Raw genomic sequence first — 15,195 nt, 5'->3', positions numbered from 1 at the left:
AACATACAATTTAGTTAATGACATAGATAAGCATTGTCCCAGCCTCCTATATGGTCAGGTTTTGTTAGTGAGGCAAAAGCTTTAATAAAACCACCATCGTTTAATAATGTTTCAATTTTTTTAAAGCTTATAGTGTTAAAAGAATCCAAATTTAATTGGTATATATAATGATTAAATAGTGTTCTGTTGGTATTGGTATCAAATCGGATATTGCCTCTTGGACCGTCAATATCTAATTTGTGCATTTCTTCAATTAAAGAGCTTGTTTTTAAACTATCAGCATTTAAAAGTATATTCTTTAATATTAATCCATTTTCGTATCCTAAGACTGAAAAAAAAGAAGGAATATCGTTGTAAACCTCTTTATAAAGTGAAGTAAAATTGGTTGAAGTAGTATCATTTTGCATCCAGCTGCTCACTACATAAAGCTCAGAAGGATTATTTTTATACTCCTCCAAAATTTTATCGTTAATAAAAAAAGGAGTTACATAAAAAGGATACTTTTGAGTAAGTTTATTTTGTTTCAGAAAAGTAGCATTCTCTTCAGCATATAAACCACTATAAAACGCAAAAACAGCATTGGGTTGCTGTGTATTTATAGTGTGATCCATATGTAATGCTTCATTTTCTCTTGGCATAAAAGGAGTAATATAATGTCCCGTAAATTGATTTTTTTCTTTAAATGCATATTCTAATGCAGCAAGCAAACCATATCCTGAATCATAAAATGAAGTAGAAGAGGCTATTTGATATTTTTTATTGGTAAAGTATTGGCCTAAATAATAGCAAGAATCTGTTAGTCCTAATGAATTTATAAATATACCTTCATATTCAGATGTTTGATAAGGAGTTGTTGCTCCTAAATCTGCGGCCAAAAATAAGATGTCATTATTAGAAGAATAATTATAAACCTCAGACATGTTGCAATGTCCCATAAAACCAATTATAATTGATACATCTTCTTGAAAATTAAGTTTCTGAATTTTGTCAATTATTAGTTTTTCATCAGCGCCAACACCAATACTCTCTACAAAAAATTTTACGTTTAAATTATTGAGTTTTAAACCCCTTATAAAATCTTTGTCTAATGAAGGATACTGTTGCGACTTTGGAATTAAAATGCCTATTTTAACGTCGTTATCCATAAAATGAGATTAGAAAATAGAGGCAAAAAAATGCCTCTATTTAAGTTTGTTAATTTCTAGAAGGGAAAATCCCAGATAATGCAATACACATATTGACAGCAAGATATGGACTGTGTAAATCAAAAGGTTGAGTGCCTCCAGCTATACTTGTGCTTCCTCCTAAAGTTGCAGTTGCAGAAATACCGCCTATTTTAGCAGTTCCAGTTCCTGGTTCACTGTAGATATTTGGTGTTGAACCGCCTGAAGATAAAGAGTTGTTTCCATTATCAGTGTCGTTAGAAATCGTTCCTCCAGTTGCAGAATTAGTTGTTAAAGCTAATGAAACAGTACCAGTTGTAAGGCTATGTACGTGGGCAGGCATGTTTGGCGTTAATAAAGTCATCGTTTCGCTACCTGCTTTTTGGCCTATTACAAAATTGCTTAAACCTGGTCCTTGACCAAAATGAATAGGAGTTCTTCCTCTTAGATCAGGTAAACCAAATGTGGTGACACCATCACCGCCATAAATTGTGCCAAGCAATGAAAATAAAGCTGAATTCTGAGTGATTGCTACCAGCTGGCCATTACAAGCAGCCCAGCCTCTAGGTGGGTAATTAAATGCGAAACTCAAAATTGTTCCCATGTATACTTCCATCATAATTTTTAAGATTTAATAGTTAATGTTAGTTTTCGTAGTATTTTACTACAATGCTAAATTACTTTATAACTAAATTGTGGGTACACGGGTTTTTACCTGTTTTTAGTAAAATGCTATTATTTAACATATTACTATAAAAAGATAGAAAAATTGCAAATTGTAAGGCATAAAAAAAGGCGGTAATCAATTACCGCCTTTTTTGTCTTAAATCTAACTTGAGAAAGTTAAACCTTTGTTTTTGAAACTGATATAAAGTTCCTGTCGTGCCGAACTTATTGTTTCTTCCGTTCGATAAATACTGCACCAAAACTTGATTAAAAGTTTATATTTTCCGTCAGAAATTGAGCTGTAATATATTTGTGATGGTTTTGAATTGTTTACCAATGGTAGATTAGCAAGCGTTTCATTTACTACAGTATTAATTTCTTCTGGGATTGTTTCTCCATTAATTTCAAAAGTGATTTCAACCAGTTTAAAATTGTCAGTATATGTCCAGTTGGTGATATTTTGAGATAACAAGTTACCATTCGGAATAATGATTTCAGCGCCGTTTGGAGCATTAATTTTAGTGGTACGAAGTCCCATAGACTTGATTCGGCCAGATTCTGAACTAATTTCTACAACATCGCCAACCTGAATTGGCTTATCAAAAATCAATATGATTCCCGAAACAAAATTATTAACCACATTCTGAAGCCCAAGTCCGACACCGACACCTAAAGCTCCCAAAAGAATACTCAATTTATCTAATGGCATTCCAGAAGCTGCAACAGCAAGCAGATAACCGCTTATTAAAACAACCAATCTTGTAATAAGTAATTTGGAGTGCTGTCTTTTATTGATGTTCTCTTCGTTTTCATCGTCAATTTCGCCAAAGAAATAAGCAACATATTTCTGTAGTAAGTGCGCCGCCCAAATAATAATAAAGAATAAAACAACATTGCCTAAAGTAAACGTAATGCTTCCAATGGTATTTGGATGACTTAATAACTTCGCTAAAGCAGCGCGAAGTGATTCCCAGATGTTCAAATTTGAAGCAATTACAATCAGCCACATATAGCTAATGGCAATAATAAATGGCTTTTTCAAAGTGTCGGATAAACTTTCGTAATCAAACATTTTTTCAATTCCTCTTTTTACTCTAGTCGTGTAGATTTGAAGCAAAATAATTTCCAAAATAATCTTCAAAAGCACACTTAAAGCAACAATTTGAGTGAGCGATATAAAAGCTGTAATGCTTAACATATTAGAAAGAGAAACTCTCCCGAATAAATTGTAAAGAATAGACAAGACATTTAAGCTAATAAAAATGATACTTGCCCATTTAAAAAAGCCTTTTATATAAAGTTCTTCTTTAAGTGTTTTAATCTGAACCAAACCGTAACGAATACCTAAAATATTAATGGCTACAAAAGCCAATCGTTGCAATAATCCGATTGTAATAAACAAGTCTAGGAAACAAAGAGCAAAGAACAATCCTAAAAGGAAAAGCCAATTTCTCATGGCAACTCCAGACCATTGATTTTTGAAAAGGAAGATTAAAACCCCAAGCAGGAAAAGCTGAATTAATTCTAAAAATAGAGCAGGAGCGTATAAATTGGAGACTACAGCAATGTTTAGCGCAATGACTAAAACGGGCAATAAAACCCCTCGATTTAAATATTTAAAGTTTAAAAGCTGTAGGTTTTCAGCATAACCGTTTGTAGTAAGGTATTTGATATTTCGAGAAATATACCAAAATAAAAGACCCATAAAGAAAAATAGCGTAATAAGCCCGCCAGCTTTGTAACCTAAGTAATACGCAGCGACATTTTCTTCAATTATGATTTTTGCCTTTATATTGTGGGTTACTTTTTTCTTTGTGGCAGAATCGTTAATCTGCCATAAAGAAGGATATTCTTTATTGAAAATACTGATTCCAGATTTCTCCAGTTTTCCTTCAACGGCTACCAAGGCATTAGAAACAGAAATTTTTCGCTGTACGGTAAGTCGTTTTTTATTGTTTAAAGTAGTTTGATTTTTCGTCATTAAACTATCAGTTGCAAGATATCTTTTTTTAAGACTTCCGAATTCCTTCTGAAACTGTTTGCGACGAATAGTGTCTTTTAATAAACTAATTAAAGTTTTGTCTTTACGTAGATCAATTACACGTTTTTTGATGTTCTCAAGATCCAGATTTTTAGCATTAATTGCTTTGTTCTGTTCTTCTAATTCTTGTTGGATTTCTTGTAGAACCAATCGGTACATTTGTTGGTTGCGCACATTCGGATTTGCTCCTTTTAAACTAGCTAAGATCAAATCCAGCTTGCTTTCTGTACGTTTCATTTCGCCAAAAAGATGACGCGTATCGCCTGCAAAATCAATATCATTGTAGGCAGATTCTAATACTTCGCTGGCTTTTTCAATAGCCATTAAATAATCGCTGTCTGTGGCTGTAGAGTCGTTAAATAGTCTTCCGCGGCTTTCTTTTTTAACGGTTTGTTGCTGTTGCGCGTAGTTGAACTGCGAAAATAATAGAAGTAAAAATAAGGAGGAAAAATAAAAAGTCTTTTTGCTAATAATCATAATTTATGGGCTTATTTAGGGAGCCCAAATGTAATTTTTTTTGCAAGACTTTTAGTTAAGAAAAATGAAATTTAAATAAAGAAAAACGATCTCATTTTGTGCTTCTATTCGAGGTTTCGTGTAGCGATTTCTTCTTGAATCTCTTTTAGAAAATTAGAATTGACAATAAGGAAAGCCATAGACAACGGAAAGATCATTAAAGTTAAAAGTCCTTTTTCGAGGAAAATAAATACAATAAGGAGAAGTAATAAGATGGCAATTAGAATCAAAACCTTAATGGTTGTTTTAATTGTTTTTTGCGTTTTTAATAACTCTTCGATACTCATTTCGCTTGGTTTCTTTGCTTTCATTTTATATTTTTACTTAGAATTAAAGCAAATTTTAATTAAAAAACGTTCGAAAACAATAGGTCAATTTTTTTTGACTACCCCAATTAATTATGGAAGAAACAGAAACTTGTCCAGCACAAAGACTCTTAAAAATGTTATCTGGCAAATGGAAAGCAGAAATTTTTCGTTTGGCTACAGAATCGCCTTTACGTTTTAATAATTTGCTACGCCAAATTCAAGGCTCAAATAAGCAATCTTTGGCTACAGCTTTAAAAGAATTGGAAGAAGAAGGTTTGTTGGAAAAGGTAACTATTAAACTAAAACCTCTTCATATCGAGTATAATTTAACAGAAAAAGGAAAAGCTTTAATTCCTGTTTTTCAGCAATTGGAAGGTTTGGCATAAATTTTTAGTTTTTGTTTTAAAAGTAGAAAGATCCTCAAATACTATTCGGCGCTACCATAGCTACAGAAGTTCTCTGAGAATCATCTCCTACATCCAAAAAATAAAAACGTCAGCTAAAAAAAGCAAGACCGATTAGTCAATAAAGCTGAATTTATCTTCAAAAACTTGTCCAACTAACGGAATTGGTTTCTTTTGTTCGTTAGCCGCATTTATGATTCCAAAAATCCATAAAATAAAAATAACGTATCCAATGTAGCTCAAAAAGTAAAGCGCTGGAACGATAGTTACAATAATAGACAAAGCAACATTTACGACTAAAGAAACCAGAAAAATTCCGAATCCTTGTTTTAAATGGTATCTTACCAAATCACTTTTAGGTGTTAAATCTTTACTTTTAACAAAAGCTATAATCCAACCAATAATAGTGACATAGCTAAGAATAGAAAGGGTTTTATTATTCATAGTTTAAGTTATTTATTGGGTCAAAAATAGAAACTAGGAATAGGACCTGAAATAGTTACTTTGTCTACTGTGCTTTTTGGTTGGTATTGGTTAGATTTAAATCGGTAAGAGGTAAAATGTATTTTTCAAAAGGTTAAATTTCCTCTTTCATTAATTTGAAAAATTGCTCCTTTTTTCCTCTTGAAATAGGCACAACCGATTTGTCGTTCATATGAACCATTCCTTCGCGAGAATAACTTATAATGGAATTTACATTGATCAAATGCGACTGATGAATGCGGAAAAACATTGGAGGTTCCAGCAAATCTTCATAATTTTTTAAAGGTTTAGAAACCATAATTTTTCGGCCATCGGTCAAAAAGAAAGTGGTGTAAGAACCCGAAGTTTCGCATCTTGTAATTTGTTCTAATTTAACTACATACATAGCCTCTTGCGTGGGCAATATAATGCGGTCGGGAGTTTTGGTAAGGTTATTTTGCAATTCGCTTAATTGCTGTTTTTCTAAAACTCTTTCTTGTAAAAGCGAAATCCTTTCAATTGCAGTTCTAAGTTCGTCCGGATCAATTGGTTTTAGCAGATAATCTATAGCGCTATATTTGAAAGCATTAATGGCGTGCTGTTCGTAAGCAGTTGTAAAAATAAGATGAAAAGAGTTGAAGGAAATTTGTTTTAGAACATCAAACCCAGTTCCGTTTTGAAGCATAATATCCATAAAAACCAAATCGGGCTGCATGCGGTCAATTAATTTTACAGCTTCTTCGACACTTTCTGCGTAAGCGATAATCTGAATTTCTTCTGGGGCAACCATTTCCAACATGATGGATAAAGCTTCGCGAATGCGCTGTTCGTCTTCTATAATGATAGTTTTGTACATTTTTTACAATATTGGAATATTAATAATAACAATGCAGCCCGTTTCTCCGTTGTCTGCATTGCGCTCTAAAACCTGAAAACCAGCATACGGATGGTCTTTTTGCATTTTTGCTAATCTTTCGTCAGTAATTGTGGTAGAAAGAGAGGTATGATTTTCGTTTGTTTTCAATTTTCTCGAAGCTGTAAGTCCGATTCCGTTGTCTTTTATGGTGCAGATTAGATTTTTTTGTTCCGTTTGCTGTGAGAAATTAATCTGCAATAGACCTTTTTCTTCTTTTGGTTTTGGCTTTAATCCGTGTTCAACAGCATTTTCAATAAAAGGCTGAATTAAAAGTGGCGGAATTAGAATATCCTCTTCCACAGATTCATCGCATACAATAGCATATTCAAAACTATTATTAAGACGCAACTGCTGCAATTCGATATAATTTTTTAAAGTACCAATTTCTTCTTCTAAAGAAATGGTTTCCTTTCTCGATTGTTCTAGAATCTGGCGTGTGAGTTTGGCAAATTTATTCAAATAAGAAACCGCCGGAATCGTATCTTTCTGCAAAATCATACTCTGAATATTTCCCAAAGCATTAAAAATAAAATGCGGATCCATTTGAGAACGCAATAATCTTCTTTCTAATGAAAGTCTAGTTGCAAGGTTTTCAATGGTTTCTTTTTCCATTAATTGCAGTTTTAATTCACTATTGGTTTGTTCTTGCTTTAAAATTTCCTCACGCTTTAAATAATAACGTTGCCTGAAATAGTAGGAACGAAACATAAAAACAAGTCCAAGCAATAGAACTCCAGCAATTCCGTAGCCTAAAAGTTTATTTTGCTGCTCCAATTCATTTTCCAATTCAAGCTGTTTTATACGCTCCATTTTTTTGGAAGACTCAAATCGGGCATCTGCATTTTGCAATAGCTTCTGAGTGGTTTCATTATATTTTAACTGATTGTATTTCGTAAACAAGGTATCGTACGCATAATACGCTTCAAAATCATGGCGTTTTGCAGAAACTTCTTTTAAGCAATTGTAAAAAGTGGCTAATAAATAATTATCGGTATAAGGTAGGCTAAGCTGGTATTTTATTCCTTCAATAAAAAGCATTTCGGCTTTTACATAATTTCCTTTTTCGGTATAATAAAAACCTTGAAGGCCTATGGCGCTTCTGTAAATGATTTTAATATTGTATTTTTTGGCAATTGCAGTAGCTTTTTCGAGGTTGTCAAACAAGGCAGTTTCATTAATTGGTTTCGGACCTTTAGAATAAAGATCTGCCAGATTGATGTAAGCGATTCCGATATTGCTTTTGCTAATGATATCAAAAGATTCTTTTTCGGCAAGTGCAACTGTAGTTTTTAAAAAATCCAAAGTCTTTTGCCAATCTTTCTCTGTTCCAGATTCGAGTTTATCGGTCAAATAACCTCCGTAAGCCAATCTTGCATACAATTTACTTTCTGGATCTTTTGCTTTATAAGCATGTTCTAAAGCCTCTTGTGCATATTTATGAACCTTTTCTGGCGATGCCGGAGAAAATAGATACGATATATCGGACGCGATTTTAGCGCATTGATCATGAGCATTTATTTTTGAGAAAAGGGTATACGAATGCAATAAATGATCGATGGCCTGAGGTTTATCATCTATATAAGACTTTAAATTTCCCATTGCTAGAGAAGCAAAAGCTTTAACTCTTATTTGGTTGCTTTTTTGAGCTAAAATATAAGCAGTGTCTGCATAACGAGTAAATTCTTTTAAATGCAATAAACGTCTTTGTGTAAGAGCGAGATACGAATAACAAATAACTTCATCGTCGATATTCTTTTTTTTCTTGGCTAAAGCAAGAGCTTGCTGCTGAATTTTTTTACTGGCAGATGAATCAGAAAAACGTTTGGAATAGCCATAGGATGCAATCTTTTCGACAGCCGAAATTTGTGCATTTAAAGTGGTGATGAAAAACAAAATTAGAAACGAGAACAACCATTTCGTTTTCCTGTTTTTGATCTGATTTAAAGTAGTTTTTTCGTGCATATATTGTGGTAATTAAGGCCAAAGTACAAATTGAAAATAGACTGACCAAAAAAATCACCCCTCAAATTTGACAAGAAATTCCCTTGTAAAGTCTCTGTGTAGAAGTGGTTAAAGAGCTCTTTTTCTCGATACTGGCATAGAATTACCAAATAAAAATCTAAAGCATCCATTTGCCAATTTCGAATTGTAGCAAGTTGATCTTAGTAGTAATCTTGCTGGTATAAATTATTTTTAAAACTATAAAATTATGAATAAGAATTTTTTTACATTGTTAATGATCGCTTGCCTTTTTATATCATCATTAAGTTATGGGCAAGAAGATAAACGCATTAAAATAGAAATCGCTTTGAAAGATGGTAACAAAACGACAAAAGCGGTATTGCGATCTGCTACATTTTCTTTTACCAAATCTACCGTTAGTGGAACAGAGTCGGAGGTAAAAAACAATTATTATTTTTCTCTTGATTTTGAAAAACAAGATATTGCCTTACTGGCAGTTTTAATGAAAAATAAAGCTGGAGTCGATGGTCAGATTACCATGACTGATACATTTGGAAAGCTTCCGACGAGAAAATTTGATTTCACAAAAGGAAGAGTAGATTCTTTAAGCGATCAATTAACTGCCGATTATACGAGCGCTTACATTTCACTTCTTTGTGATTCTCTGATTATTGATGGCGTTAAAATTGAGTAGAGAGATGAATCAACTTAAGAAATTCACAAAAGAAGGAAATCTGTATGTCATGAAAAGGCAATACGGCTTTGGACTAATTGTGGTACTCGGAATGATTGCTTTTACTATTGGAGGCATTTATTATAAAAATAATGCAGTAATTGGCATTTTTGGAGTCTTGGCTGTTATATGCTTTATTTCGATTTGGCAGGAAGGATTTAGTATTGATCTCGACAGAAAGGAGTTTAGAATAAAAAACGGATTGATAAATAAACCCGTTCTGATTCCGATTGCTGATTTTCTCAATTTTGAATTGGTCAAAGTGAAACATAATCTCATTACAACAAATGTTTCCTTAAATCTTTATTACAGAAAAGAAAACAAGGAGAAATGCACCGGAATCGCTCAAGCTTTTACAACCAGATCGATGCAGAATTTGATGAATGAAATTAATGAAATTTTAGATGAACATTCGAGAAAGATATAACATCGAAGAAACCCTTCATTCATTTTCATTAAATCCGCAAAAGCCATCACTAGATCAATCTTGGTGGTTTTTGGTTGGAATAGCGGCAGGAGTAATAGCTTTACTATTGTTTTTTAATGATCTAGGAGAAGAAATGCGCTGGGTGATTGGTATATTTTTAGTATACTTTTTGGTTCATTTTTTATATGATATTCAAATAGCTGCTAAAATTCAGTTTACGTTTGATGCTCGTAATAATGCCGTTTATAAAACAAGTCCGTTACTTTCAAAAAAGAAAATAATGAATTTGGATGAAGCTATAATTTTTGTTCAATCAGAAATGGGAAGCTGGCATTATGCTTTAGGAGCAAAGAAAAGCCAGTTTATTAAGAATTATAGAATTAGTGAAGGATTTAGTTCAGGGAGAAAAAGCGACAAAAGGCAAGACGCCTACGAGAATCTGATTTTAGTAAAAATAGGTAAGCTTCAAGAAAATGCAAATTCCAATCGCAATACTTAAATTCTGTACTAAAAATACAGTTGCAAAAAATTAAAAACACAAACGGGTTAATTCAATAAGAATTGACTCGTTTTTGTTTTATAAAGAAGAATAGCAGCATTGAAAGCTAGGAAGATAGGATTAGATTTTGACGATTTGATAGTAAACAAGCTTCATCAATATTGGATGCAGTAAAAGCGGTATTGCATATTTCTAAATTGTTAAAAGACCCTTTTGCTAGTTTAAAAAGATGAAATCTTAGAGAATTTAAATTAAATTTGCTTCGTGCGAAAACTAATTGTCTACATATTCATTTTTCTAATCGCTTCAAACAGCAGTTTTGTGCAGCAGTTCTATAAACTGCCAATTCTGATAGAACATTTTCAGGAACATAAAAAACTGCAAGGGGTAAGCTTCATAGATTTCTTGTCTATGCATTATTGGGGAGAAGATTTAAAAGACAATGACGGAGATCGAGATATGCAGCTTCCTTTTAAAACCATTAGCAGCAGTTCGGTTCACTTTGTTTTTATTTTAGACGACAAAGACTTACTTCCGGTTCCTTTCAATCCAGAATTACCACAATCAAAAATTCCAACTTACAGATCAGATCTTTTTTCAGATCCGAATCTGCTTTCTCTATTTAGACCTCCGATTGCATAATTAATTTTTAAATTTTTCTTGAAGTGACTGATACATAGTGTTTTTAGTTGCTCATTTATTATTTTTTAATTAATAAAATATGCTTAATAAAGTAATTCAGTTCTCAGTTAAGAACAAACTGGCAATTGGAATCTTTACACTGCTGTGGATTATCTACGGTGTGTATGAGGTTACCCAATTACCAATTGATGCTGTACCAGACATCACTAATAATCAGGTACAAATTATCACAACAGCTCCATCGCTTGGCGCAGAAGATGTAGAGAGATTAATTACATTTCCAATTGAGCAAGCCATCAGTAATATTCCAAATTTAAAGGAAAGCAGAAGTATTTCCCGTTTCGGGCTTTCGCTTGTAAGTGTTGTCTTTGAAGACGATGCAGATGTATATTGGGCACGTCAGCAAATTGCAGAAAGATTACAGCAAGTAGAAATTGATCGGAATGCAAATTCGCCCGAAATGGCGCCTGTAACAACGGGTTTGGGAGAAATCTATCAATACGTTTTAAAACCAAAACCAGGTTACGAAGAAAAATATTCCTTAGAAGATTTACGAACCATTCAAGATTGGACCATCAGAAGACAGCTTTTGGGAACAAAAGGAATTGCTGATGTTTCTACTTTTGGCGGAAAATTAAAACAGTATGAAATCGCTGTAAATCCGGCACGATTAAAAGCTCAGAATTTAACGATAAGTGAAGTTTTTACAGCTTTAAATAGTAGTAACGAAAACACTGGTGGAGCTTATATCGAGAAAGGACCAACAGTTTCTTACATTAGAAGTACTGGTTTAGCTAAAAGCCTTAAAGACATTGAAAACATTGTGGTTAAAAGCACACAAGGTGGACTTCCTATTTTGATAAAAGATGTTGCCGATGTTAAGATTTCTTCAGCGATTCGCTACGGTGCTTTAACGACAGATGAATATGGAGAATCGGTTGGTGGTATTGTAATGATGCTGAAAGGGGAAAACGCCAATAATGTTATTGTTAACGTAAAAGATAAAATTGCTCAAATCGAGAAAATTCTTCCCGAAGGATTAAAAATTGAGCCGTTTCTAGATCGAACTAAAATGGTAGACAATGCCATTGGAACAGTTGAAAAAAACTTAATTGAAGGAGCTTTAATTGTCGTTCTAATTCTGGTTTTATTCTTAGGAAATCTTAGAGCAGGTTTTATTGTAGCTTCTGTAATTCCGTTAGCGATGCTTTTTGCCATTATTATGATGAATACTTTTGGCGTAAGCGGAAATTTAATGAGCCTTGGAGCATTAGATTTCGGATTGATTGTAGACGGAGCTGTAATTATTGTGGAAGCGATTCTGCATCATCTTCACAGTTCTAAAAAATACCAAGTCTCAAATGATATTTCGCAAGAAGAAATGGATAAAGAAGTTACGGGCTCGGCAGCGCGTATGATGAATGCGGCAGTTTTTGGGCAAATTATCATTTTGATTGTGTATCTGCCTATTCTTTCTTTACAGGGTATTGAGGGTAAAATGTTCAAGCCAATGGCACAGACTGTTGCTTTTGCCATTTTAGGAGCTTTCATTTTATCATTGACTTATGTGCCAATGGTTAGCGCTTTATTTTTGAGCAAAAAAATCAGTCCTAAAAAGAATCTTTCTGATCGTATTATGGAAAGATTAGAAAACGCTTATGAAGGCTGGCTTACTAAAGCATTACGTATTAGAAAAGCAATTGTAATTGGCGCATTTGTGCTTTTTGGAATAGCCGTTTTGTTATTCGGAAGAATGGGAGGAGAATTTATTCCGCAATTGGAAGAAGGCGATTTTGCCGTTGAAACCCGATTGCTGCTAGGAACCAATCTTTCTACCACAACAGAAACCATTACAAAAATTTCTAAAGAATTAAAGAAAGAATATCCCGAAGTAGAGCAAGTCGTTTCCAGAATTGGAAGTGCAGAAATTCCAACCGATCCAATGCCAATTGAAGGCGGAGATATGATTATTGTTTTAAAGGACAAATCGGAATGGACAAGTGCTTCTTCGTTTCCTGAATTGGCAGATAAAATGACCAAAACCGTTAAACGAATTGCGCCTGGAGTTACAACTGGATTTCAGTTTCCTGTTCAGATGCGTTTTAACGAATTGATGACAGGAGCGAAACAAGATTTGGTTTGTAAAATTTACGGGGAAGATCTTCAGAAGCTTTCAGAATATGCTGAAAAACTGGGAGCAATTAGTAAAACCGTTGAAGGTGCAGCCGATTTATATGTAGAAAAAGTAACCGGAATGCCTCAAATCGTAATTGATTACAATTGGGCAGAAATGGCAAAATACAGTTTGCGTGTGGCAGATGTAAATGCAACGATTAACGCCGCTTTTGCAGGTGCTGTTGCCGGAAGTATTTACGAAGGTGAAAAGCGTTTCGACATGGTTGTTCGCGTTGAAGACAACGGAAGAAAAGGAATTGAAGATGTTCGAAACCTCTTAATTGCAACGCCTTCCGGAATGCAGATTCCGCTTTATCAAGTCGCAAAAGTAGAGGAAGTAGAAGGTCCGAACCAGATTCAGAGAGAAAATGCAAAACGTAGAATCATTGTCGGATTTAATGTTCGAGGAAGAGACGTTCAATCGATCGTTGAGGAATTACAGCAAAAAGTAAATCAGCAGATTAAATTTGATCCAGGTTATTACATTACATACGGAGGAGCTTTTGAGAACCTTCAGCAGGCAAAAGCCAGATTGGGAGTTGCGGTTCCAGCTGCTTTATTAATGATTTTTGCTCTGTTATATTTTGCTTTTAGATCGTTTAAAGAAGGAATTATCATTTTTACAGCAATTCCGTTATCTGCAATTGGTGGCGTATTTGCGCTGGTAATGCGCGATATGCCTTTTAGTATTTCTGCCGGAGTTGGATTTATTGCTCTTTTTGGTGTTGCAGTACTAAACGGAATTGTATTAATATCCGAATTTAACCGAATTCAGAAACAAGGAGAAATTACCGATCATTTCCAGATTATTTTATTGGGAACAAAAAACAGGTTGCGTCCCGTTTTAATGACGGCTGCTGTGGCTTCTCTCGGATTTCTTCCGATGGCATTGAGCAACGGAGCGGGAGCAGAGGTGCAACGTCCGCTGGCAACCGTGGTTATTGGCGGATTAGTTACAGCGACTCTTTTAACGCTTTTTGTACTTCCAGCGATTTATTTAATGACGTATAACGCTAAAGTTTTTACTAAAGAAAGAAAAAAGCACATGAATAATTTAACCATTTTATTGAGTATTCTTTTTATTGGGAATATGGCAAAAGCGCAAGAATTACCCATTTCGCTTGACGAATCCATTTCAATTGCGATTCAAAATAACAGAACGATTAAATCGGCTAAATTGAACGAGCAGTCGAAAAGCTACTTGCAAAAATCGGCTTATAATATTCCCCAAACACAAATCGACGCCGATTACGGACAGTTTAATAGCATTCAAAACGACACTCGTTTTGGAATTAGCCAGACTTTTGCTTTTCCAACAGTTTATAGCAATCAGAAAAAAGCCTTAAAAGCTGATTTTAGTAAAGCTAAAGCCGAAGTGCAATTGACTTCGCAAGAAATCAAAACTCAAGTTCGAAATATATACTATGATTATTTGTGGTTGAACAGCAAAAAAGAACTTTTAGTTTACGCTGATTCGATCTACAGGATTATGGAGAAAAAATCAGATTTGAGATTTAAAGCGGGAGAAGCAAATGTTTTAGAAAAAAGCGCTTCGCAATCTGCGAGACAATTTTACAGCAATCAGCTTGTAATGGTTAATAGAGATATTGAAATTGCTTTGAATTCGTTTAATGCCATTCTTCAAGATAAAGTGGAATACGCTCCAAAAAAGATGAATTTGAAAGCAGTTTTAAATCATTCGTCTATAGAAAATGTAAAAACAGAAAATCTTCCAGCAGTGCAGCGTTCGCAGTTTGAATCGGAAGCGGCTAAGTTCAGATGGAAAACAGAAGGAGCAAAATTACTTCCTGAAATTACTTTGGGATATAACAATTTGAGTATTATTGGAACTCAAACCAATACTTCAGGTCAGGAAGTTTATTATGGTAGTGGACAAAGATTTAATTATGTAAATGCAGGACTTTCAATTCCGCTATTTTTCACAAGTCAGTCGGAACGAAAAAAGGCTGCAAAGGCTGAATACGAAAGCTATGTTGAACTTTCTGAGGCGGCTAAAATCGAGGTGAAAACGAACATTGAAAACGCAGATCGTGAGCTAAAAAAATATCAAGAAAGTTTACAGTATTATGAAACTGACGGATTAAAAAATGCTCAAACCATTATTGAAGCTTCAAACAGTCAATTGCAAAATGGAGATATCGATTATTTGCAATGGGTTTTGGTAGTCAATCAGGCCATTACAATCAAAAGTGAATATTTAGACGCACTTAATGCTTACAATAAAGCAGTTGTGACACTTCAAAATCTTAATAATATTTAA

Annotated in this window: 13 protein-coding genes; 6 read left to right on the top strand and 7 right to left on the bottom strand. The window is 34.0% G+C overall.

The window, feature by feature from the left end; all coding sequences use genetic code 11:
* Positions 1-14 precede the first annotated feature (14 nt).
* The 4 genes from BSF41_RS13565 to BSF41_RS13550 all read right to left on the bottom strand — a co-directional run bounded on the left by BSF41_RS13565 (position 15) and on the right by BSF41_RS13550 (position 4,697).
* Entirely contained in the window at positions 15-1,145 is a 1,131-nt protein-coding gene (locus BSF41_RS13565) for an ABC transporter substrate-binding protein (protein WP_095930039.1), read from the bottom strand.
* A 49-nt stretch (positions 1,146-1,194) separates the two neighbouring features.
* Entirely contained in the window at positions 1,195-1,782 is a 588-nt protein-coding gene (locus BSF41_RS13560) for a phage tail protein (RefSeq protein WP_253251822.1), read from the bottom strand.
* Between the two features lie 210 nt (positions 1,783-1,992).
* Positions 1,993-4,347, bottom strand: coding sequence for a mechanosensitive ion channel family protein (locus tag BSF41_RS13555; RefSeq protein ID WP_095930038.1), 2,355 nt, complete (start codon positions 4,345-4,347; stop codon positions 1,993-1,995).
* A gap of 104 nt (positions 4,348-4,451) precedes the next feature.
* Complete coding sequence (locus tag BSF41_RS13550; RefSeq protein WP_095930037.1) at positions 4,452-4,697, bottom strand: hypothetical protein; 246 nt, start codon at positions 4,695-4,697, stop codon at positions 4,452-4,454.
* A gap of 89 nt (positions 4,698-4,786) precedes the next feature.
* Here BSF41_RS13550 and BSF41_RS13545 point away from each other — a divergent pair, with 89 nt between their 5' ends.
* Entirely contained in the window at positions 4,787-5,080 is a 294-nt protein-coding gene (locus BSF41_RS13545; protein ID WP_095930036.1) for a helix-turn-helix domain-containing protein, read from the top strand.
* A gap of 132 nt (positions 5,081-5,212) precedes the next feature.
* Here the strand turns inward: BSF41_RS13545 and BSF41_RS13540 are convergent, their stop codons facing one another.
* From BSF41_RS13540 to BSF41_RS13530, 3 genes are all read right to left on the bottom strand, one after another.
* Positions 5,213-5,542: a DUF4870 domain-containing protein gene (locus BSF41_RS13540; RefSeq protein ID WP_095930035.1), complete on the bottom strand. Its 330-nt coding sequence runs from the start codon at positions 5,540-5,542 to the stop codon at positions 5,213-5,215.
* A gap of 133 nt (positions 5,543-5,675) precedes the next feature.
* Positions 5,676-6,416 (bottom strand): LytTR family DNA-binding domain-containing protein, encoded by a 741-nt coding sequence (locus BSF41_RS13535; RefSeq protein ID WP_095930034.1) that lies wholly within the window; start codon positions 6,414-6,416, stop codon positions 5,676-5,678.
* Positions 6,417-6,419: 3 nt separating this feature from the next.
* On the bottom strand, positions 6,420-8,438 hold the full coding sequence (locus BSF41_RS13530) for a sensor histidine kinase (RefSeq protein WP_095930033.1): 2,019 nt from the start codon (positions 8,436-8,438) through the stop codon (positions 6,420-6,422).
* A 247-nt stretch (positions 8,439-8,685) separates the two neighbouring features.
* On the opposite strand from BSF41_RS13530, the gene BSF41_RS13525 reads away from it, so the two are divergent.
* The 5 genes from BSF41_RS13525 (at position 8,686) to BSF41_RS13505 (ending at position 15,195) form a co-directional block, all read left to right on the top strand.
* Positions 8,686-9,132 carry a hypothetical protein gene (locus tag BSF41_RS13525; protein WP_095930032.1) on the top strand — a complete coding sequence of 149 codons (447 nt, stop codon included), beginning with the start codon at positions 8,686-8,688 and terminating at the stop codon, positions 9,130-9,132.
* A gap of 4 nt (positions 9,133-9,136) precedes the next feature.
* On the top strand, positions 9,137-9,598 hold the full coding sequence (locus BSF41_RS13520; RefSeq protein ID WP_141248144.1) for a hypothetical protein: 462 nt from the start codon (positions 9,137-9,139) through the stop codon (positions 9,596-9,598).
* Positions 9,576-10,097 carry a hypothetical protein gene (locus BSF41_RS13515; RefSeq protein ID WP_095930030.1) on the top strand — a complete coding sequence of 174 codons (522 nt, stop codon included), beginning with the start codon at positions 9,576-9,578 and terminating at the stop codon, positions 10,095-10,097. Before BSF41_RS13520 ends, BSF41_RS13515 begins: the two co-directional genes overlap by 23 nt.
* Before the next feature lie 264 nt (positions 10,098-10,361).
* Entirely contained in the window at positions 10,362-10,739 is a 378-nt protein-coding gene (locus BSF41_RS13510) for a hypothetical protein (RefSeq protein WP_095930029.1), read from the top strand.
* Positions 10,740-10,818: 79 nt separating this feature from the next.
* On the top strand, positions 10,819-15,195 hold the full coding sequence (locus BSF41_RS13505) for a CusA/CzcA family heavy metal efflux RND transporter (protein WP_095930028.1): 4,377 nt from the start codon (positions 10,819-10,821) through the stop codon (positions 15,193-15,195).

Origin of the sequence: Flavobacterium sp. ACN2, from assembly GCF_002303885.1 — a bacterium.
Taxonomy (GTDB): domain Bacteria; phylum Bacteroidota; class Bacteroidia; order Flavobacteriales; family Flavobacteriaceae; genus Flavobacterium.
This window is presented reverse-complemented; position numbering and strand designations above follow the sequence as displayed.

Bases quoted from the DNA above. Each gene is read 5' to 3' on its own strand.
- BSF41_RS13555 (WP_095930038.1), bottom strand. From the start codon at position 4,347: ATGATTATTAGCAAAAAGACTTTTTATTTTTCCTCCTTATTTTTACTT.
- BSF41_RS13515 (WP_095930030.1), top strand. From the start codon at position 9,576: ATGAACATTCGAGAAAGATATAACATCGAAGAAACCCTTCATTCATTT.
- BSF41_RS13535 (WP_095930034.1), bottom strand. From the start codon at position 6,416: ATGTACAAAACTATCATTATAGAAGACGAACAGCGCATTCGCGAAGCT.
- BSF41_RS13545 (WP_095930036.1), top strand. From the start codon at position 4,787: ATGGAAGAAACAGAAACTTGTCCAGCACAAAGACTCTTAAAAATGTTA.
- BSF41_RS13550 (WP_095930037.1), bottom strand. From the start codon at position 4,697: ATGAAAGCAAAGAAACCAAGCGAAATGAGTATCGAAGAGTTATTAAAA.
- BSF41_RS13525 (WP_095930032.1), top strand. From the start codon at position 8,686: ATGAATAAGAATTTTTTTACATTGTTAATGATCGCTTGCCTTTTTATA.
- BSF41_RS13505 (WP_095930028.1), top strand. From the start codon at position 10,819: ATGCTTAATAAAGTAATTCAGTTCTCAGTTAAGAACAAACTGGCAATT.
- BSF41_RS13520 (WP_141248144.1), top strand. From the start codon at position 9,137: ATGAATCAACTTAAGAAATTCACAAAAGAAGGAAATCTGTATGTCATG.
- BSF41_RS13565 (WP_095930039.1), bottom strand. From the start codon at position 1,145: ATGGATAACGACGTTAAAATAGGCATTTTAATTCCAAAGTCGCAACAG.
- BSF41_RS13560 (WP_253251822.1), bottom strand. From the start codon at position 1,782: ATGATGGAAGTATACATGGGAACAATTTTGAGTTTCGCATTTAATTAC.
- BSF41_RS13530 (WP_095930033.1), bottom strand. From the start codon at position 8,438: ATGCACGAAAAAACTACTTTAAATCAGATCAAAAACAGGAAAACGAAA.
- BSF41_RS13540 (WP_095930035.1), bottom strand. From the start codon at position 5,542: ATGAATAATAAAACCCTTTCTATTCTTAGCTATGTCACTATTATTGGT.